This window comes from Mycobacterium sp. 1245805.9 (assembly GCF_001672915.1).
GTDB lineage: Bacteria > Actinomycetota > Actinomycetes > Mycobacteriales > Mycobacteriaceae > Mycobacterium.
The window spans coordinates 38,908-57,300 of record NZ_LZKR01000182.1; the positions used below are offsets into that span (position 1 = coordinate 38,908).

The window sequence follows — 18,393 nt, forward strand, 5'->3', positions numbered from 1 at the left end:
GTTCAGCGAGTCTTTCGGCGTGTCGCGTTCGATAGACTGGCCTGCGCATTGCCTCCGTAGCTCAGGTGGATAGAGCAAGGGCCTTCTAATCCCTAGGTCGCACGTTCGAGTCGTGCCGGGGGCACCATTTTTGTGTAACTTCTCGACGCGCTGACCTGAGCCGCTTTCAGTCAGCGCGATCACGGCTGAATTCGTGCCGACCGCGTTGTGCGAGATCGAGGTGCGTCGACGCGCATCGTCGTTGCCGGCCAGCGACACTTCGCCATGGTTTGCCGACGGTTACGTGCCGCTCCCGCCCGAACTGCCGGAGGCGCCGGTACTACCAGCACCGCCGCTCACCCCGGGGCTTCCCCCGGCGCCGCCGCTGCTGCCACCTCCCCCGCCGGCGCCGCCGGCGCCGCCGCCGCCGCCGGAACCGCCGGAACCGCCGGTGCCGTCGTTGCCGTCGGCGCCGCCTCCGCCGTGACTACCGCCGGTGCCCCCGGTGCCGCCGGTGCCACCGGTGCCGCCATCGCCACCGGTGCCGCCGTCGCCGCCCAAGCCAGCCTGGCCGCCTCCACCGCCCGCCGCGCCGGGGGCGCCGCCGGTGCCGCCAGTCCCGCCGGTACCGCCAGTGCCGCCGGTGCCGCCGGTGCCGCCGGTGCCGCCGTCGCCGCCCTGGCCGATGCCGGCCCCGCCGGTGCCGCCGGTGGCGCCCGTGCCGGTGGCGCTGGTCCGCCGGTGCCGCCGGCGCCGCCGTCGCCGAACAACCCGCCGGTGCCGCCAGTGCCACCGGTCCCGCCAGTGCCGACAGCAGCCCGCCGGCGCCGCCGGCCCCACCGGTTCCGCCGGCCACTGTCGCGCTTCCGCCGGCCCCACCGGCCCCGCCGCGGCCGAACAGACCGGCGGCTCCGCCGGCTCCGCCGGTCCCGCCATTCATGCCGTTGCCGAAGCCGCCGGTGCCGCCGAGCCCGCCAGTGCCGAACAGCCCGCTCGGGCCGCCGGACCCACCGGTCCCACCGCTGTACCCGCCAGTTCCGCCGGGGCCGCCGTTGCCGGCCAGCAACCCGCCGGCCCCGCCAGCCCCGCCAGCCACACCGGTACCGATCCCGCCGGTGCCACCGGCGCCGCCGGTGCCAAACAGCCCGGCGGCCCCACCGCTGCCACCCTTCTGACCGGCGGCCCCCGATCCGCCGGCTCCACCGTCACCGAGCAACCAACCACCGGCCCCGCCGTTGGCCCCACTAAGCGGGGCACCGTTCGCGCCATTGCCAATTAGGGGGCGCCCGGTCAGCGTCAGGAATGGCGCGTTGATCAGATTGAGCAGATCCTGCAACGGTGTGGCGGCGGCGGCCTCAGCACTGGCGTAGGAGCCCGCACCCGCGGCCAAGGCCTGCACGAACTGCTGATGAAACGCCGCCGCCTGCGCGCTGAGCGCTTGGAATTCCTTGCCTTGGGCGGAGAACAGCGCCGCGACGGCACCCGACACCTCATCGGCGCCCGCGGCCCGCAGCCCCGTCGTCTGAGCCGCCGCCGCGTTGGCCGCGCCGAGCGTCGAACCAAGGTTCGTCAAATCCGAAGCCGCCGCGGCCACAGCCTCCGGCCCCACGATCACAAACGACATTGGCACCTCCCAGAGCGAAATGACCGACGCGTCATCCCGAACTGGGGCCCCGATCCCCCAGCAAGGAATCGGCAGCGTCGCACGCTACCCCGATCCGCGCCAAACATCTCGCGTCCATCCCGGGTTCTAAGCAAACTCATGTAAACCTCTGTGCCTGGTGGCACCCGGCGCTCGGCAGGTTTTGAACTGCCACTCTCAGCGACCATGGCCGCGGCTCACTCGTCCAGCAAGGTGTCAACAAGCGCGCTGCTCGGCGTGCGGCCACGCAACACGCGGGTCGCCGGAGTTCGGAGTCGATGGCCTAACACAACCGTCAGATCTTTCATGGAGCCTTTTAGCCCAATTACCAGGCTGCTAGCGTCGCGAAGAAAGACGGCTCGTGGTCGGGCAGCGGGTTAATGGTGCATCGGTAGGAAGGCGCACGAAATGGCCAAACACTCGCCGGCAGGACTGGTTGTCGTGGTTTGCGCTTCGGCGTTGGCATGGACCGCGGGGGCCGGGGTCGCGTCCGCAGACCCGGATCTGACTCCCCTTATCAACACGACCTGCACTTATTCGCAGGCGGTGGCGGCGCTGAACGCGGCTTCGCCCGATGGCGGCGCGGAGTATGCCGCGTCCCCGGAGAGGCAGACCTGGCTCCATGCGTTTCTCGACGGAGGGGCTGCGCAGCGCCGGCAGTTGATCCAGCAGCAGGCGCCCGCGGTCAACCAGTACGCCGGGTACCTCGTGACGATGGCCAACACCTGCAAAAACTATCCAGCCGGCTAGCGGCAGGATACGAGCACTCCAAGTCCCAAGCAGCGCCGTTAGAGATGACTCACGGCGAACGCCGCGGCGTCGTTGGTCATCCCGTTCGTGCTGTACATGAGGTGTGCGAGTCCCGGCTGCGGGTTGGGGACACCAGAGCAGATGTCGTCACCGGGAACGCACAACTCGATGGTCTTGGGCGCGTATAGCGGGCCGATCCTGATAGGCGGCGCGCCGTAGCTGCCCAGGAACTGGTCCGAAGGCTTTCCGAACAGTGCGACCGCGGCGACGTGGTCAGCAATCTGCGGCGCCATCGGCTTGGGAACATACGGCATGTACTCGGCCGGTACTTCCCTCGGTACGGAAGCCGAAGTGAGGAAACCCGCGATGACCGCGCCTTGGGAGTAGCCGCCGATCACCATCCTGGTGTTCGGACAGTTCGCCGCAGTGGACACAACATGGTCCCTCGCGTTGTAAATCCCGTTCATGACGGTGCTGAGGAAAGGTAAGGCCGCTTGCAAATCGCCGGCGGGAGGAAAATCGCCGCTCGCGGCGTAGTCGACCCCGTAGACCCCGATCGACCGGTTGCCGGCTTGCCCGCGCAGTGAGTCGACAAATGCCTGTCCCACCGCGCCAACGCCCGGTGGCTCGTAGGTACCGCGGGCGAACACAACCTCAATGTCGGGGCACGGTTGGGCGGACGCGGACAGGACGGGCGGCCCCAGCAGTGCCCCGCAGGTCGCGACAACGCCAGCCCCAACGAAGCGAACGATCTGGCGGGCGCTGACGCGGATCAACAGGCGACGCGCCCACTCAGCCTGTATTGATTTCCTGATTTTCATTTGCACCCCACAGTGTCGCGGCATCCCCCGACCCGTGGTCTTCGTTAAATGCTGCCATACCAAACAGGGAAAGAAATACCCCCGTTGTCAGCAAATTACCGCCCCGACGGGCCGGCTCCGCTGACATGTATGACCTCGGCTGGCCCATGGTCGTGTCGGGCTTGCGCCGAGGTGGCGCCCCGGCGAATCATCAACAGCTGGCATGAGCAGTCTCCTTGGCGTTAATGGTTAAGCGTGGCCCTTAGGCGTGTTGACGAATTGAAGCCTGGAGACAGGATCCGCATGAGGATCGGGCACGCCACCGTCGTAGCGACCGAACCCCTTGACGACGACCGAACGCTGATCACCTTTCTCTACGGGACGCAGGGGCCCGCCGACAACTCCCTCACGGTCGATGTCCTGGACGACGACGAGTGGGGCTGGTAATCACGACTTCTTTGACGGAATGACGATGACGACGATCAGCGTCAGGATCGAGAAGAACAGCCCGAGCAGGCCCCAGCCGATGGCGCTGCGACCTTTCATTCCCGCGATCACGGCGCACACGATGGCGGCGATGATGCTGCCGATCGCGACGAAGATGCCTTTGATCCCCTTGAGGATGATTCCCGCGGCCTCGGGTTGCTGTGCCGCGGCAAGGACAATGCTGTGCAACATGGTGCCTCCTCGATGAACGACACAGTCCGGGCGTGCGCCGATCTGACTGGATAGATACCCAACCGGGCGAGCAACCAAGCCAGGAGCACCGAGCGCTGGAGTAGTCCGGCCGGTAGCGGGTAGCCGGTGCGAAGGAGTTTGTTCGGGCTGGAGGTCGCGCGATGCCGGTTACCGCGGGTCACGTTCCCGGCCTGACGTCGGGTTGGCGCAGGGTTCCCATGGACCCGGGGCGCTTCCACAGCGGTCGTTGGTTCCTGCTGATCGAGGGCGCGCTGGTGAGCGCGTTCGGCATCGCCGGGCTGATCTCGGCGGCCCTGCATCCGCACGCCGGTCCCACCGGCGCCCCGGTGCTCGGCCTGATGACGACCCCGGCGCACAGCGGCCTGCTGCTGGCGTTCGGGGTGATGGCCATTGCGGCGGTCGCGCGTCGCCGCACGGCGGTGGCCGTCACCGCACTGAGCGCGGTGGCCTACTTGATGCTGTTGTTTTTCAGCAGCGTCGCCACGGCGCGCAGGGTCCCGACGCCGATGGGGTTCCACGCCGCCGACGTCCTGCTGCACGGGGTGCTGGCGGCGGTCAACCTCGCGCTGCTCATGTGGCTGATTCCCGACGAGTTGGGCGACGAGGTCTGGGCGCCGCGACGACGGCGCCGCGACCGCGATAAGCGCAGGCCCCCGCCCCCCGACGAGGTCACCGCGAGGGTCCCCGCGCCCGCGGCGCCCGCGCAGGAGTCGGACACTCAACCAGGCCCACCTCAAACCGCCGACTTCGAGCAGTCGAGCAACCTCGAAACCAATGAACTTTTTACCCTCGATGCCGAGAAGCCAACGCCGGTAAAGCATTCCGCCGCTCGAGTGAGCGATAGGGCGCTACCGCGCCGGGCTCTCCTGGCCGCGGCCGTCCTGGCGGCTGTCGTCGGAATCGTCATCTGGATGCGCCGCCGAAACGATTCGCAGCAGTCCTGACATGGGTCGCAACGTCAGCGTGCTCCGGCCGCTCGGTGGTTCGCTTCTTTTGCCAGTTGTACGCGTGAACGCAACCCCAGCTTGTTGTAGATGTGGGTGAGATGCGATTGCACGGTTCGCGGCGAGACGAAAAGTCGCGTGGCGATGTCCTTGTTCCCCAGCCCCTCGGTGACCAGCCGTACGATGTCATGCTCGGCCGGCGTCAGCGACTCCCACCCGCTGCTCGCTCGCGCCCGCTCGGCGCGACCACGCTGGGCATAGGCGATCGCTTCGTCCACCGATAACGCAGCCCCCTCGGACCAGGTGCTGTCGAAATTGGCTTCCCCCAGCGCATCTCGGACCGCCGTGACGGCATCTCGGTAGGCGGCTTCGTAGTTCGGGAAGCGGTTCTCGCCGCTGTCCTGGCGGATGGCGTCGGCGGCGCCGAAGAGCCGGGCGGCTCTTTCCTGGGCGTTGGATTGCGCCGCGACGGCGGCCAGGCATTCGAGCGTGTCGGGGAGTCCCAGGTAGGCGCTGAATTTGGCGCTCTGCCTGAGTGCTTCGCGCGCGTCGCGTTCGGCCGGAGGGTAGCTGCTCTGGGCGATCGCGATTCGAGCCCGGGTTGTCAGCGCCCTGGCCAAGTGCCAACCTGTCGTCGACGCGACCGCCGAATCTGCGCGACGGGCGGCTTCGTCGAGATCGCCGGTGGCCAGGGCCGCTTCAGCGGCGTAGTCAGCCACCCGTGCAGCGAGTTTAGGTTGGGCGTCGATGGCGGGTAGTCCCGCGGTTATCGCGCTGTCGGCCAACGCGATATCGCCCGCGACTATGGCGGCGGTGGTCAGCGATGCGAAGCTGAGGCCGCGATACCAGCTGCCGAGTCGACCGGTCGCGTCGATGGCGGACTTCGCAGTGCCAAGGGCCGCATTTGCATCGCCTTGGTAGGCCAGCCCGCGCGCCAGACTGAGGAGATTGATCGTTCTCCACGTCAGGTCGCGGGCCGTGTCGGCCTCAACCACCAACCGGCGGAACTGTGCGATGGCGGAATCCAGTTCGCCGCCGATCATTTGCGTCATCGCCAGAACCCATTGGAATTGACGCACACCGAGACGGTTGCCGATGGATTCTGCGAGGTCGAGTCCCTCTTCGGCGGCGCTGCGCATCGCAAGGGGGTCGCCGCCGACAAAGGCGCCATAGGCCTGCCAGCCAAGGATCTGGATAAGCCGGCGCTTGTCGCCGTTTCCACGGGCGACACCGAGCGCCTCCTCGAAGTACGGGTGAGCGGCCTCGAGATCGTAGGCATAGACGGCGGCACAGGCAGTCAGCGCGCGGGTCAGCACGAATGAATCGTCTACGCCACGGGCGATCTCGAGCGCCTGACGGGCGGGTTCAGCATCGTCGACGGCTCCCAGCCAGACGTTCAGTAGCGCCATGTCGGCGAGCGCACGGGCCCGCACTGCCGCTGTTACCGCCGGCTGCGCCTGTAGCGCTGCCCGGAACCAGGCGAGACCTTCCTCGAGGCGCCCACGACCCAGCCATAGCGGCTGCAGCGACGAGGCGATCGTCAATGCGCCATCGGCGTCGCCGTTTTCGAGGCTCCACCGGAACGCCGCGCCCAGATTGTTGAAATCTCCTTCGATTTCCACGATTTGGCGTTCGTGGGCGCCGCCGGCAGGATCGTCGCACCGTGCCGCGACGGTCGCGTAGTGGTCGCGGTGAGCGGCACGGACGCGGGCGATTTCGCCCGATTCGGCGAGCTTCTCTTCGGCGAACTGACGCATGGTCTCGAGCAGCCGGTATCGCGTTCGTCGGTTCGACGTTTGAGCAATCACCAGCGATTTGTCGATGAGCGCGGTGAGGTGGTCCAGCACGGGCGGGCCGTCCGCATCCGCACCGCCGGCAATTGCCTCCGCCGCGCCGAGGTCGAAGCCGCCCCTGAATACGGCGAGTCGGCGGAACACTACCCGCTCGCTCTCCGTGAGCAGCGCGTACGACCAGTCAACTGAAGCCCACAGATTTTGCTGGCGTTCAACCGATGTCGCCCCGCTGCCGGTCAGCAGGCGAAAGCGGTCGCCCAGGCTTTCGGCGATCTCGGCCAGCGACATGGAGCGCAACCTCGCGGCCGCCAGTTCGATCGCGAGCGGCATGCCGTCAAGGCGGCGGCAAATCTCGGTGACCAACGCCCGGTCTTCGTCGCTGAGATCCAGCTCGGGTTGCAGTTGGCGCGCGCGATCGACGAACAATTCGATGGCGTCGTCGGCGAGCGATAGCGGCGGCACTCGCCAGATCACCTCGCCCGGCACCCCGAGCGGCTCGCGGCTGGTGGCGAGGATGGTCACGTCGGGGCAGGCGGCGAACAGCTCAGCGGTCACCGCGGCGGCGCCGCCGAGCAGATGTTCGCAATTGTCCAATACGAGGAGCGTTTGCTGTTCGCCAAGAAAACCTACGACCGTGTCGAGGTTCGAGCGCCCCGGCTGATCTGGCAGGCTAAGCGCTCGAGCGATGGCCGACGCGACGCCATCGGGATCGGTGACCGGTGCGAGGTCGACAAACCACGCCCCGCCATCGAGCTCGGTGGCAAGCAGCGCGGCGATGCGCACCGCCAGTCGGGTTTTGCCCGCTCCCCCGGGTCCGGTCAGGGTCACCAGCTTGCTGTCGCCCACCAGCCGACGGATCTCCCTGAGTTGCTCGCTTCGCCCCACAAAACTGGTCAGCTGCGCCGGAAGGTGGCGGCGCGATGCGGCACCCGGTGAGCGGAGCGGCGGAAAGTCGACGCGGAGTTCGGGGTGACACAATTGGGCGACCCGCTCGGGGCGCGTCATGTCGCGCAGGCGATGCGTCCCCAAATCGGCCAGCCACACGTCGGCCGGGAGCTGGTCGGCGACCAGATCGTGCGCGGTCCCAGATAGCACCGTCTGGCCGCCGTGGGCCAGGTCCCGGAGCCGTGCCGCACGGTTGATCGCAGGCCCGACATAGTTGCCCTCGTTGCGTAACTGCACCTCGCCGGTATGCACGCCGATGCGCAGGCGAATCGGTGCGAGCGGCGCACGCTGCAGGTCCAGTGCGCACGCGAGCGCCTCGCTGGCGCGCGTGAACGCAATGACGAAGCTATCCCCTTCTCCCTGCTCGATTGGCCGGACACCGTTGTGCCCAGAAACGACCTGGGCCAGGAGGCGATCCAGCCGCTCCACGGCCGCCGTCATCGCTGCGGGCTGGTCGTGCCACAACCGCGTGGAGCCCTCGATGTCAGCCAGCAGCAACGTCACTGTCCCGGTCGGCAACGACCCCGGTACGGGCTGCATTACGTTGAAGTCGCTTCCATTCAACAGCAGGTTCGCGGCAAGCGGATCGCTCTGGGCCATCGTAGCTTGCACAGCCGGATCACAGCCGATGTTTTCCGAGCGAATTGGCGTGCCCGACGAGCGATTAGCAGCCGGTGCAGGGACCGGTGTTCTCAAAACCGCTTTCGGGTTACAAAACCCGCTGGTGCGGGGTCAACTGGACGCTAATTCCTTGAAGCAGCGATCGTGCTCAGCGAACTGGCCGAGGATGGCGCCGGTGGCGGTCGCGACGATGTCTTCTCGCGCCGTCGCGTCCCGCCGGTTTTGTACGGTGTAGATCGCCAGCACGATTGGTTTGCAGTACGGCGACGCTACGATCCCGATGTCGTTCGCAATACCGTAGGCGCCAGATCCCGTCTTATCGGCAACCAGCCAGCCGAGCGGGGCGCCGGCACGAATTCTCTTGTACCCCACCGTATTGTCGCGCATCCATCCGAGCAGTTGAGCCCGCTGCGGAGGCGCCAATGCATCACCGACCGTCAATGCCTGCACACTCGTCGCCATGTCTTTCGGTGTCGAGGTGTCGACCTGACTGTGGGGATCGGAATTCAATTGGCCTTCATAGTGCTCCACGTTGTACTTCTGATTGCCGACAGAATGCGCGAACCGCTCCACCTCCGCCGGTCCGCCCAATGCCTTTGTGATGAGGTTCATCGCAGTGTTGTCGCTGTCGCTGATCGCCGCCTCGGCCAAAGCTTCGAGCGTCATCCCGCCGGCGATGTTTTTCCGCGTGACCGGGCTCCAGGTGGTCAGATCACGCTCTGAGTAGTGCACCTGTTCTTGCAATAGGTTGCTGTCGGCGCCGCCGCGCTTCAGCAGAGCTGCAACACCTAGGAGCTTGATCGTGCTCTGGAGTGGAAACCGCTCGTCCGCGCGATGAGCGATGAGCTCGCCATTGTTCGTATCTACCGCGTAGACACCGATCTTTCCGTCGAATTCCCGTTCCAGGTCCGCAAACCGCTTGTATGAACGTTGCGGGCTTTCCGTGGCCGTTGAAGAGACGGTTGCCAGGTTTGGCGGTGAGCAATCGCCGCAGGTCGTCGTCAGCAACGTACAAGCAACCAGTGCGATCGCGCACCGGCGGGTACGTAATACGATGCCACGCACAGCTAGATATTCCCTTCCCGCACAGGGTGATCCGTAGCCCACGGACTACCTATGGCCACCGCCGCCGAAGCCGCCCCCGCCGTGGAAGCCACCCCCACCGCCGAAGCCACCATGGCCCGGCGAACCCCCGCCGAACGAGCCACCGCCGGGCCCGCCCCGGCCGAACGGGCCGCCGCCGGCCCCCGGACCGCCGGCAGGCACGGGAGCACCGCCGCCGGGGCCACCATCGGGCGCAGGCCCGGTTCCCGCGGGTCCGCCGCCAGCCGCGGGTCCGCCGCCAGCCGCCACCGGCGCACCGCCGCCAGAATCACCGCCGGGCGCAGGCCCGGCTCCCGCGGATCCGCCGCCAGCCGCGGGTCCGCCGCCACCCGCCACCGGCGCACCGCCGCCAGAGCCACCGCTAACGGTTCCACCGCCCGTGGGCGCGCCTCCGCCGGACCCGCCACCATCCACCGGTCCGCCGGTGGTTCCGCCGGGGCGAGGGCCACCGCCGCCGGAAACGGTGTTCCCATTGCCGGAGATGGATGGGCCATCGCCGTGATCGGGGTGATACGGCGGCAAAGGCCGATTCGGGAAGTAAGGCTCCGGAAACCACCAATCATTGAAACCGAAACCCGGCCACCAGAGGCCGTACGGGATGGGCACGCCATATCCCGGCGGCGGTGGAGAATCCGCGGGGGCCGGAGGCGCCGGCGGCGACGCGGCCCCTGGCGGCGCCGAAGGCCCAGCAGCCGAGGCCGCAGGCCCGGAAGCCACGGGCCGGGAAGCCGCAGGCCCGGAACCCGCAGGCCCGGAAGCCGCGGGGGCCGAGGCGTTTCCCCGCTGCGGAGGCCGCGCCGCACCCGGGGGCGAGGCTGGGGCACCCTCGGCGGGGACGCTGCGGCTTTGATCGGGACTCGGGTGCGCATGCACCGAGCTGTGGATGCCGACCGCCCACGCAACCGACACCACCCCGGCGATGACGAACGCAGCCAACCCGCTGGCGACCAGCACAAGCCGGGTGCGATGCCGCTTCCCGTCCTGCGGCGCCACCCGGTCCAACGCATCATCGCTCACCCGGCTGTATGCCAGGTCGGCGGTTCCGAACGCGGCGTTCACGGAAGTGGTAGCCAGCGTGAGGTATTCGGCCAGGGCGTAGGTGTCGATCGCACCGGTACCCGGGTCCTGTGCGTAGGCCAGCGCCGCAATCGGCGATGCGAACAGCGGCGCGTTCGCCGACGCCAGCCCAGCGCCGCGCGCCAGCGCCGTCTCCGGCTCTTCGGGCGTGGTCACCGGCAGTGACGTCGCCGCCTCGAGCGCGGGCTTCACGCGGTCGACGTCGACGCCCGAGCCGATCACAAGCACGCCGGACGGCACCGATTCGAAATCCTCGATCCCACGGACCATTCCCGTTAGTTGCGCGACGCCATCGCCGCTCGACTCCGCATCGAACCGTTGCTTGCAAACCTCGGCGACCGAGTTCCCGGAGGTCTCGACAACAGCCAAAGTCGCTGTCTCGCGCTCAACGAAGAGTACCGCAGTGCGGTCGTAACCCATTGCACCGCCGGCGGATTGGGCGAATGCCGCGGCGGCCAGGAACGGCGAGACCAGCATGACGTTCTCGAGGTCGTAGCCGGTCACAGCGTCGCGCAACGTGGCCGCTTCCACGTCGTCGGTCCAGGTCACCCCGATGGACGACAGCTCAAGGCCCGCGTCAGCCGCACCCTCGCGGGTACCCAGAATTGCGGAGATCACCTGATCGATCACTCCGGTGGGTTCCGGGTCGGGGGTTTCGGCGAATTCAAACACTTCGGTTTCGACCACGGCGCCGGCGTTTTCGCTTTCGACCAACACCATCTGGACTGAGGCCGGTGCCACCGAGACTCCGAGCATGATGTCCATGTCAACCCTCCAAAGATACGGCTAACCAAGCACTCGCCAGTCGGCCGGTCAGCGAACGTCCCGCTAGCTGTCTGCGCAAGGCGGTCGTAGGTCGGCGAGACTTCCTGTCCCAACGAAGCCATTGGCATCGGGGTCTTTCGGTTTCGTCGACGCAACTCGACGCTACGGGCGGAGCAAACCGGACCCATCGGCCAAAACGCGCAATTCTTGGGTAATGGACTGTCGTAGGCGATGCGCCGCGATATCCGTCTACGCATATATCGCTACTGCGGCGCTTCGCCCGCCTCGGCCTCCACAGGTCCCGCGCGGAGGTCGCTGTGGGGTGAGCTGGATAACAGTCATGGGCCTGCAGGGAGCTAGTCAGTAACCGATCGACGCTATCGATGCACGTCAATCGCCTTTGCTCCCGCGGATGTAGTTGGACCGCAGTCGCCGTCACCGCCGTCTACGACAACGGATTCACAAAACATGCGCGTTTTGGCCGATGCCCAATTGTCGCAGGCTGAGCATTCTAGATCTGCAGCACAATCCGCTCGACCACCCACCTTCGCGCGAGATGGAGTACGCCTTGATACGAGAGCTTTTCTATGCCGCCGCACCGGCGTTGACGGTGCTGGGCGCCTGCATAGTGGTCCCGAACTTTGTCGGCGCAGCGGCCATGCCGAAGTCCTGCGCCATCGCGGGCGCCAGCGCGCAAGCGGGCACTGGCCTCCTTTCGCCCACGTATCGGCCTTTCCTCAATTCCTACTTCGTATCCGGGTTGCGCGCGAACCCATCGTCCGATGTCTGCGGGACCGGGCCACTGGGGCCATCGGTCCGCCTGTAAGCAATTTGCCCGTCTGGCTCGGTGCATCGAGTCGTATGCCCCAACCACCTCCCGCACAACACCGAAATCAATGTCGCGGGCACCAGAAAGGAATCGATCGATGACGCACAGTGGATCCGGAAAGATCAGGCAAGCCGGTTCGGATGGTTTGCGGGACCAACTGCGGAACATGATCCTTTCCGCGGAGATCGTGTGGGATACGCGCGACGCCCTCCCGGGGACTACGCGACGGACCGGGTCGAATGTGATTTCGACGCTGGAGGGGCTGCGTGACTCTGCCGCAACGGGATTGCTCAATACCGACGCCTCCGAATTGCGGGAGGTTTACACCTTGCGTTCGATGCTTGAGCCACGTGCGATGGCCGAACTGGCCGCACTGCCCGAAGCGGACCGCTCCGTCGCGTGCACCAGGGCGGCCGAGCTGCTTGACCAAATGGACACCGAGGCGGACGTGGCAACGTGGGCGGGATTGAACCGAGATTTCTACCGCCGCCTCACACATCCGCTTCGCACGAGCCGGCCTCTGCTGTGCGACCTGGTGAGATCCTTGCGCGAGCGATCAACCCCGCCGACCGTTACGGTGCTCCACGCCCAACCGGCACTGACGGCGCAAGCCCGTCGCGATTACCGCATTCTGGTGTCCGTCATCCGCGAAGGTGATTCCTCCCTCGCCGCGCGAATCACGGTCGGGCACTTGAACAGGAGTATGAAATATGCGCTGCAGTCGCCCTGCGAAATGAACTAGGCGACGGTTCGACCATCGCCATTACGAGAGACCAAACTTTCTTCGAGTATGCGGACTACGCGGTAGCTGGATCGAGTCCTGCCTGGAGAGCGTCGCACTCAAAACCAGCTCTGTCGTGGCCTTTCGCTATCGATGGTGCCGACCGAGACTTTGCGAAATATCGACTTCACTTGCTTCATATCGGCTGTACTGATCGGTGAGATCGGACAGAACGAGAAGACGGAGGAGAAATGCACGAATCGCGATCGGCGCGCGCTGCGCGCCACGCCGTCGTCCTGCTCGGCGCCGCGTTCGGTGTAGCGATTTTAAGCGCTAGTGGTGCACGTGCCGATGGCCCGGTTCAGTTGAGGAGCCGATTGGGCGATGCTTGTCTGGACGCCCCGGATGCGGGCTGGTACACACCGATGGTGGTAAACCCCTGCAACGGTACGGACTTCCAACGCTGGAATCCCACCTCCGATGGGCACATCGAGAGCGCGGCCTTCCCCGGGCAGTGCCTGGCTCTGAAATTTGGCGACGGGAAGGTTAGCCTGCGGTCGTGTTGGGATTGGGATAGTCGGTTTTGGACCGTCCAGCCCAACGGCCAAATCACGACCGCATATGGCTGCCTCACCGTCCTTGGCGGCCCGGATCCCGGCACCTGGGTGAACACCCGCAATTGCGACGGTACGCCCGGGCAGGCGTGGGATGCCGTTCCTTGACGAGCTCGCCGTGGCGCCGCGCACTGCAGCTGGCCGGACCACGGACCGGCGCAAGGGGTTAAGCTCGCTCTTTCCTTCCAGCTGATGCCGCGCTTGCGGCTCCCGCTGCCACCGGTGGCCTCCACCGCCAACAGGCCCTCCCCGGCCAACCGCCCCCTTGCCGGTGTGACCCGGGCGGTGGTGCGTTCACGGCTGGAGGTCTGTCAACCAACGGCTATTGGCGAAATTGGGAACACCACCGGTGGGGGTGGATCCATTGCCGGTGGCGGGCTCGGCGGTGGTGGAGCCACCGGCGGTGGACCGGCCGGTGGCGGTCCGGGGGGATCGGGGGATTCGCCGCCATCATGCTCGTCGAGATGCGACGATGCGGGTCGATCTGTGATCGAGCAGTACCGCACATCCGGTAGCCGGCCCAAAACACCGGGCCAGGCAACGGGCACCCCTACTCCTGACCACGCCGGAGGACTCGCGGCAGCGCGAGCCGCAGGTAGCGATGCGGGCCCCGCCGGCGCCGAAGGCGCCGAGGCCCGAGGCGCAGTCACCAAAGGCGCAGGCGCCGAAACGCTTTCGGGCTGCCTGGCCGGCGGTGGCGCCAGGACGGCGGCTGGCGAGTTCTCGGCGGGCACACCATGGCTTTGGTCCGGACCCGGGTGCGCGCGAATGCCGATCGCCGATGCGACCAGGCCCGCCGCCGCGCCAATGACAAGCACCGCCATCCCGCTCTCCAGTAGCAGCACCCGGCTCCGACGCGCCCTTTTGGCCGAAGACACCACGGGCAACGCGTCGTTCATGTCGGTTGGGGAATCTGCCTCTTGATCTATCACTGCGGCCAGGTCATCGCTAGCGATCTCGTCGCCGACACGAGCCACTGCGTCGCGCAACCTGGTGGCTACCACATCGCCGGTCCGGGTCGCCCCGATGGACGACAACGCAATTCCTGCGTCCGCCGTCCCCGCGCGGGTGCCCAAGACCGCGGAGATCACCCGATTGGACACACCGATGGGTTGTGAGTCAGTGGTTTCGACGACGACGCCGTTTGCGTTTTCGTCCGCGGCCACGACCTTGTGGGCCGAGGTAGGTGCCATCGAGGACCTGAATCGGATGTACATGTCAACCTCCAAAGATATTGCTAGTTAAGCGGTGCCAACCGGCCGGACGCTGATCCGCGAGGGCCACCATCTGGTGTTTCGTTCCCCGATAGGTGGCGCCTATTCACTGCTCTCCTGGCGAACGAAGCCGTTGGCGCGCTGAGCCGTCCGGCCCGCCGATGAAGATCGACACTACGCGCAGGATCAACGGTGTCCATCCGCCAAACCGCGCAATTTCAGGGCGCTCGATTGTCGTAGGTGGGGTCGCCGGCACGGGACAGCTACGCATACCTACTTGCGCGAGTCACGCGAGCCCAAAACCGGCTTGCCCAGTGTCAGGAAGACCGCCGGTGGGGCACTCAGATCCAGCCCGACCCGACTGCCGCGTCGGCGGCGGCCATGTTGTCGCCGGCGCTCTGGACATTCTGGCCGTGGCTATTGGCCTGCTCGTAGATCACCTGGTAATTGCGGCCCAACTGAGTGATGAACTCCTGGCACGCCACCGACCCGGCGCCGCCCCAGAAGTCCCCGGCCGCAAGCACATCAGCAACGATGGCCTGATGCTCAGCCTCCAGCGATGCCGCTTGGGCGCGGATGGTGGCCCCATGGGTGGCCACATCTTCGAAGTGGTAACTAATCGACATTGTCCTCAATGCTCCGTTCTTTGTCGGGAAACAGCTAGCTGCTCAAGATCTGCCGGGACGCCTGCTCTTGGGATTCGTAGTTATTGGCATCCCGAATCAGCCCGTCATGCACTGAATGCAGCATGTTCACAATGTTGGAGAACGCCTGGTTCATGTCGCTCATCGTGTCGTACGACGTCGACTGGGCCGTTCCGCTCCAGCCGGCGCCGGCGATGTTGGTCGATGACGCCCACATCTTGCGCGCCTCGGCCTCGACCGTCTGAGCGTGTGCCTCAAAACGGCCGGCCATGTCCCGCATCGCGTGCGGGTCGGTCATAAATCGAGCTGTCACTTACAATTCCTTCCCTGAGAAACAGATTTCACGCGAACGATTGCTACTTCGCGCGGGCTATCAGATGCCCTCACGCGGCACAACCGTGGGCCGCGACTGGTCGAAGGCAGACGGGCCCGCACCAGCGCGCCCAGCCATGCCGCCACCGAAGTCGCCCGCACCGGCGGCCGCGGCGGCTCCACCGGGCATCGGCATCATCGGCATACCCGAACCGCCGAACCCCGCGGCACCCGAAGTGGCCGCAACGGGCGCACCGACGCCTGCCGTGGCCGCCGATTCGGCCATGGCCGCGGGAGCTGCCGTCGCCGTCCAGGTGGGCGGCACCGACACGGACCCGACCATGCGCGCCTCACCCAAACCGGCGGACACCGCACCGCCCGTCGGCGCGGCCACACCACCGGCGGGCGACGCCGCAGGAGCGCCGGCGGTGAGCGCCGCGGGAGCCGCCGCCGCTGCCGGGGCGGCGGCGGGGACCATCTGTGCCAGCGACATTAACGGCGAAATCAACATGCCGGCAGCCGACATCGCAATCTCGGCCCCTGTCGAAAGCAACATCATCGGGACCGAGGACAACAACGACGAGGACAGACCATGCGCGCCGCCGCCGGTAGCGCCGCTAGTGACGGGCGACGGTATCTGTGGGCCAGGCCCCCACGGCCGCAAGGCCTTCGGCCAATCCCGTGGGGGCGCGTCAAACGGCTTCATCGCCGAGGCCACCGACGCGACCCCTGCGTGATAGCCCATCATCGCGGTCACATCCTGAGCCCACATTTCGCCATAGGCCGCCTCCGTAGCCGCGATGGCCGCGGTGTTTTGACCCAACACGTTGGTCGCTACCAACAGGGCAAGGAGCTGCCGATTCCCGGCTACCTCTAACGGGTGAACGGTGGCCGACCGAGCAGCTTCGTACACTCCGGCCGCCGTGCGAGCGTGGATCGCCGACTGCTCCGCGTGAGCGGCCGTCGCCCTCAGATGGTGCACATACGGCACCGCACTGGCCGCCATCATCGCGGCAGCGGGACCCGACCACGAGCGAGTCGCCAACGTCGTAAACACCACGGACTCAAACGATGCCGAGGCCGACGTCAACTCCGCACCCAACTCGTCCCAGGCAGTCGCGGCCAGCAACAGCGACCCCGCCCCAGTCCCAGCGAACATCCGGCCCGAATTGACCTCGGGCGGCAACAATGCAAAACCGACCATCACATCCCTCACTAACTCAGCCGCGCAAGCGACTTCAACGGAAACCAGGCGATGCACCTGCTCGCCCGACTCCAGCGGCGCTCGCCGCGGAGCTTAAGAAGGTGGGCTCCATCGCCCCGTGCAACAGTAGCTATCGTATATTATTTTATGGATTTGATACGATCTGACAAAGCATTCACAGTGAACTGACAGTTTGAAAGTTGGGCTCCCAGGACGCGGGGGTCTACTGGAGTCAGTTGGCTACATGTGGCGCAACCTATTTGGACCGTCGCCAGCATCGTCTCCTGCGACGCGCGGTGATCGGGCGGGCGACTGATCTTGATCTTCGGGAGCTATGCGTATGGCGCGCGCTGTTTCGCCGGTGATGCCGCCGGCGCCGTTAGTCCGGTCGGATGGAGATGATGCCGGGGAACCGCAGGGACCGCAGCAGATTCAGACGTGCTCCCGCACTCCCAAGTCATGCCGCGGCCCCCGCGGATGCCCGACCCTAGGGCTGCCGTACTGGGGGGAGGGAGTCCAGCGCGCTAGGGTGGAGCGGCCGCTCGAGCCGGGGCGGCTCGAGCGGTGCTTCGGGAGGAGCGACGAGAGACGGCACACCTCTCGGTGCCGCGGGTGCGATGACGTTGGCGATCTGCTGGGCTTCGTATCGCAGCCCACCCAATAGCCCACCCAGCGGCGTACCGGTCGTCGGGATTTCCATGGGCATGCCGTCGGTGCCCAACCAGACGGTTCCGGCCCCTGTCAAAATTCCCCCTGCCGTGTAGTGCATATAAAACGGAACCCCATGGAATGTTTCCGGCACGTCTATCTCATACGTCCCGAAGAGAAAGTCGTATAGAGCCAGCTCGGGCATTATGCTCAATCCCCCCAACGCTAAGAGCTCGTGCCCCGAATCTGCCAAGTAGAGGATGCCGTTAAGCTGCAGCATGACATTTGCCAGGGTCTCAATCGGAGCGTTAAACGCATCCACCAGGAGCGCGAATATCGGCGGAAGGTGAAGATTGCCATCCACGAGGCTGTACGTGGTGTCGAAAATTTCCTTCCAAACCGCGTGGACGTTGTGCCCCAGGTCCTGCGCGATGGTTTTGACGGCGTCCCAGATTTTGGTCGGGTTCAAGGTGACCAGCGCGCCGACGAGCCGCTTGAAGTAGCCGACTTGGTTTTGCAGGATCTGGTGCAGGATCGGGAACCGCGCCTGATCGAGCATGGAGCCCACATGGTGGGGCAGGTTCCCTTTAATAGAGCCCAGGCCGGCTGTCGGACTGATCAGCGCGTTGCCGGGGGTGAGCACTGTCGATCGCAGGCCGCCAAGAGGGCCGTGGCCCGCATCGGCGAGCGCCGAACCGGCGGTGTGGCCGAGAACACCATGGCCGATGAATCCCTTGGCGCCACCGAGCAGCGAATGCTCGACCTTCTGCAGAGGTGACGAGTTCACGATTTCGGTCAGGGCATACCGGGCCCCCGCAGCGGCAAAAGTGCCCGCGAATTCCTGGTGATAGGCGACCGCTTGGGCGCTGGCCGCCTGGTAGGACTGAGCGTGCGCGGTGAACATGGTCGCTAATTGGGCCGACACCTCGTCGGCGGCGGGCGGGACCACTGCGGTGATCGTGGACGCGGCCGTCGCGCTGGCCCCTTCGATCGCCGAACCAATACGCGATAGGTCCCCGGCTGCGGTCAGCACACACTCCGGGGCGACATTGATAATCGACATGCCTATTTCCTTCGATGTAAGGCAA

Annotated in this window: 14 protein-coding genes, 1 tRNA gene and 1 pseudogene; 6 read left to right on the plus strand and 10 right to left on the minus strand. The window is 66.3% G+C overall.

Annotated features, from left to right (window positions below):
* Positions 1-50: 50 nt before the first annotated feature.
* Positions 51-127: transfer RNA gene (locus A9X00_RS24385), tRNA-Arg, on the plus strand.
* Positions 128-285: 158 nt separating this feature from the next.
* On the opposite strand, the pseudogene A9X00_RS32600 reads toward A9X00_RS24385, so the two are convergent.
* Positions 286-1,603: pseudogene (locus A9X00_RS32600) on the minus strand (PE family protein); the annotation flags it as partial.
* Positions 1,604-2,029: 426 nt separating this feature from the next.
* Between A9X00_RS32600 and A9X00_RS24400 the strand changes: the two are divergent.
* Positions 2,030-2,371 (plus strand): hemophore-related protein, encoded by a 342-nt coding sequence (locus A9X00_RS24400; protein ID WP_067159344.1) that lies wholly within the window; start codon positions 2,030-2,032, stop codon positions 2,369-2,371.
* A 38-nt stretch (positions 2,372-2,409) separates the two neighbouring features.
* Here the strand turns inward: A9X00_RS24400 and A9X00_RS24405 are convergent, their stop codons facing one another.
* Positions 2,410-3,192: a cutinase family protein gene (locus tag A9X00_RS24405; RefSeq protein WP_082975482.1), complete on the minus strand. Its 783-nt coding sequence runs from the start codon at positions 3,190-3,192 to the stop codon at positions 2,410-2,412.
* Between the two features lie 282 nt (positions 3,193-3,474).
* On the opposite strand from A9X00_RS24405, the gene A9X00_RS31490 reads away from it, so the two are divergent.
* Positions 3,475-3,618 (plus strand): hypothetical protein, encoded by a 144-nt coding sequence (locus A9X00_RS31490; protein WP_197515256.1) that lies wholly within the window; start codon positions 3,475-3,477, stop codon positions 3,616-3,618.
* Here A9X00_RS31490 and A9X00_RS24410 read toward each other — a convergent pair whose 3' ends face one another.
* Entirely contained in the window at positions 3,619-3,849 is a 231-nt protein-coding gene (locus tag A9X00_RS24410) for a deoxyribodipyrimidine photolyase (RefSeq protein WP_067159347.1), read from the minus strand.
* Between the two features lie 161 nt (positions 3,850-4,010).
* Between A9X00_RS24410 and A9X00_RS24415 the strand changes: the two genes are divergently transcribed.
* A complete protein-coding gene (locus A9X00_RS24415; RefSeq protein WP_082975483.1) occupies positions 4,011-4,814 on the plus strand; it encodes a DUF4383 domain-containing protein in 804 nt (267 codons plus the stop codon).
* Between the two features lie 14 nt (positions 4,815-4,828).
* On the opposite strand, the gene A9X00_RS24420 is transcribed toward A9X00_RS24415, so the two are convergent.
* From A9X00_RS24420 to A9X00_RS24430, 3 genes are all read right to left on the minus strand, one after another.
* On the minus strand, positions 4,829-8,092 hold the full coding sequence (locus A9X00_RS24420; protein ID WP_067159413.1) for a LuxR C-terminal-related transcriptional regulator: 3,264 nt from the start codon (positions 8,090-8,092) through the stop codon (positions 4,829-4,831).
* 192 nt (positions 8,093-8,284) lie between these two features.
* Complete coding sequence (bla, locus tag A9X00_RS24425; RefSeq protein ID WP_197515257.1) at positions 8,285-9,238, minus strand: class A beta-lactamase; 954 nt, start codon at positions 9,236-9,238, stop codon at positions 8,285-8,287.
* 45 nt (positions 9,239-9,283) lie between these two features.
* Complete coding sequence (locus A9X00_RS24430; protein WP_067159356.1) at positions 9,284-11,119, minus strand: hypothetical protein; 1,836 nt, start codon at positions 11,117-11,119, stop codon at positions 9,284-9,286.
* 926 nt (positions 11,120-12,045) lie between these two features.
* Here A9X00_RS24430 and A9X00_RS24440 point away from each other — a divergent pair.
* Positions 12,046-12,690 carry an FCD domain-containing protein gene (locus A9X00_RS24440; RefSeq protein WP_067159363.1) on the plus strand — a complete coding sequence of 215 codons (645 nt, stop codon included), beginning with the start codon at positions 12,046-12,048 and terminating at the stop codon, positions 12,688-12,690.
* Positions 12,691-12,920: 230 nt separating this feature from the next.
* Positions 12,921-13,391 (plus strand): RICIN domain-containing protein, encoded by a 471-nt coding sequence (locus A9X00_RS30215; RefSeq protein WP_082975487.1) that lies wholly within the window; start codon positions 12,921-12,923, stop codon positions 13,389-13,391.
* A 1,447-nt stretch (positions 13,392-14,838) separates the two neighbouring features.
* Here the strand turns inward: A9X00_RS30215 and A9X00_RS24450 are convergent.
* The 4 genes from A9X00_RS24450 to A9X00_RS24465 all read right to left on the minus strand — a co-directional run bounded on the left by A9X00_RS24450 (position 14,839) and on the right by A9X00_RS24465 (position 18,368).
* Complete coding sequence (locus A9X00_RS24450) at positions 14,839-15,123, minus strand: WXG100 family type VII secretion target (protein WP_067012750.1); 285 nt, start codon at positions 15,121-15,123, stop codon at positions 14,839-14,841.
* Positions 15,124-15,157: 34 nt separating this feature from the next.
* A complete protein-coding gene (locus tag A9X00_RS24455; RefSeq protein WP_156772272.1) occupies positions 15,158-15,454 on the minus strand; it encodes a WXG100 family type VII secretion target in 297 nt (98 codons plus the stop codon).
* Between the two features lie 60 nt (positions 15,455-15,514).
* Positions 15,515-16,657 (minus strand): PPE family protein, encoded by a 1,143-nt coding sequence (locus tag A9X00_RS24460; RefSeq protein WP_082975494.1) that lies wholly within the window; start codon positions 16,655-16,657, stop codon positions 15,515-15,517.
* 487 nt (positions 16,658-17,144) lie between these two features.
* Positions 17,145-18,368 carry a PE family protein gene (locus A9X00_RS24465; RefSeq protein WP_067159372.1) on the minus strand — a complete coding sequence of 408 codons (1,224 nt, stop codon included), beginning with the start codon at positions 18,366-18,368 and terminating at the stop codon, positions 17,145-17,147.
* Between the last annotated feature and the right edge of the window lie 25 nt (positions 18,369-18,393).

What these genes read in the sequence shown, in the direction of transcription:
- A9X00_RS24400 (WP_067159344.1), top strand. Translation starts at nt 2,030, where the DNA reads ATGGCCAAACACTCGCCGGCAGGACTGGTTGTCGTGGTTTGCGCTTCG.
- A9X00_RS24405 (WP_082975482.1), bottom strand. Translation starts at nt 3,192, where the DNA reads ATGAAAATCAGGAAATCAATACAGGCTGAGTGGGCGCGTCGCCTGTTG.
- A9X00_RS31490 (WP_197515256.1), top strand. Translation starts at nt 3,475, where the DNA reads ATGAGGATCGGGCACGCCACCGTCGTAGCGACCGAACCCCTTGACGAC.
- A9X00_RS24410 (WP_067159347.1), bottom strand. Translation starts at nt 3,849, where the DNA reads ATGTTGCACAGCATTGTCCTTGCCGCGGCACAGCAACCCGAGGCCGCG.
- A9X00_RS24415 (WP_082975483.1), top strand. Translation starts at nt 4,011, where the DNA reads ATGCCGGTTACCGCGGGTCACGTTCCCGGCCTGACGTCGGGTTGGCGC.
- A9X00_RS24420 (WP_067159413.1), bottom strand. Translation starts at nt 8,092, where the DNA reads ATGCAGCCCGTACCGGGGTCGTTGCCGACCGGGACAGTGACGTTGCTG.
- A9X00_RS24430 (WP_067159356.1), bottom strand. Translation starts at nt 11,119, where the DNA reads ATGGACATCATGCTCGGAGTCTCGGTGGCACCGGCCTCAGTCCAGATG.
- A9X00_RS24440 (WP_067159363.1), top strand. Translation starts at nt 12,046, where the DNA reads ATGACGCACAGTGGATCCGGAAAGATCAGGCAAGCCGGTTCGGATGGT.
- A9X00_RS30215 (WP_082975487.1), top strand. Translation starts at nt 12,921, where the DNA reads ATGCACGAATCGCGATCGGCGCGCGCTGCGCGCCACGCCGTCGTCCTG.
- A9X00_RS24450 (WP_067012750.1), bottom strand. Translation starts at nt 15,123, where the DNA reads ATGTCGATTAGTTACCACTTCGAAGATGTGGCCACCCATGGGGCCACC.
- A9X00_RS24460 (WP_082975494.1), bottom strand. Translation starts at nt 16,657, where the DNA reads ATGGTCGGTTTTGCATTGTTGCCGCCCGAGGTCAATTCGGGCCGGATG.
- A9X00_RS24465 (WP_067159372.1), bottom strand. Translation starts at nt 18,368, where the DNA reads ATGTCGATTATCAATGTCGCCCCGGAGTGTGTGCTGACCGCAGCCGGG.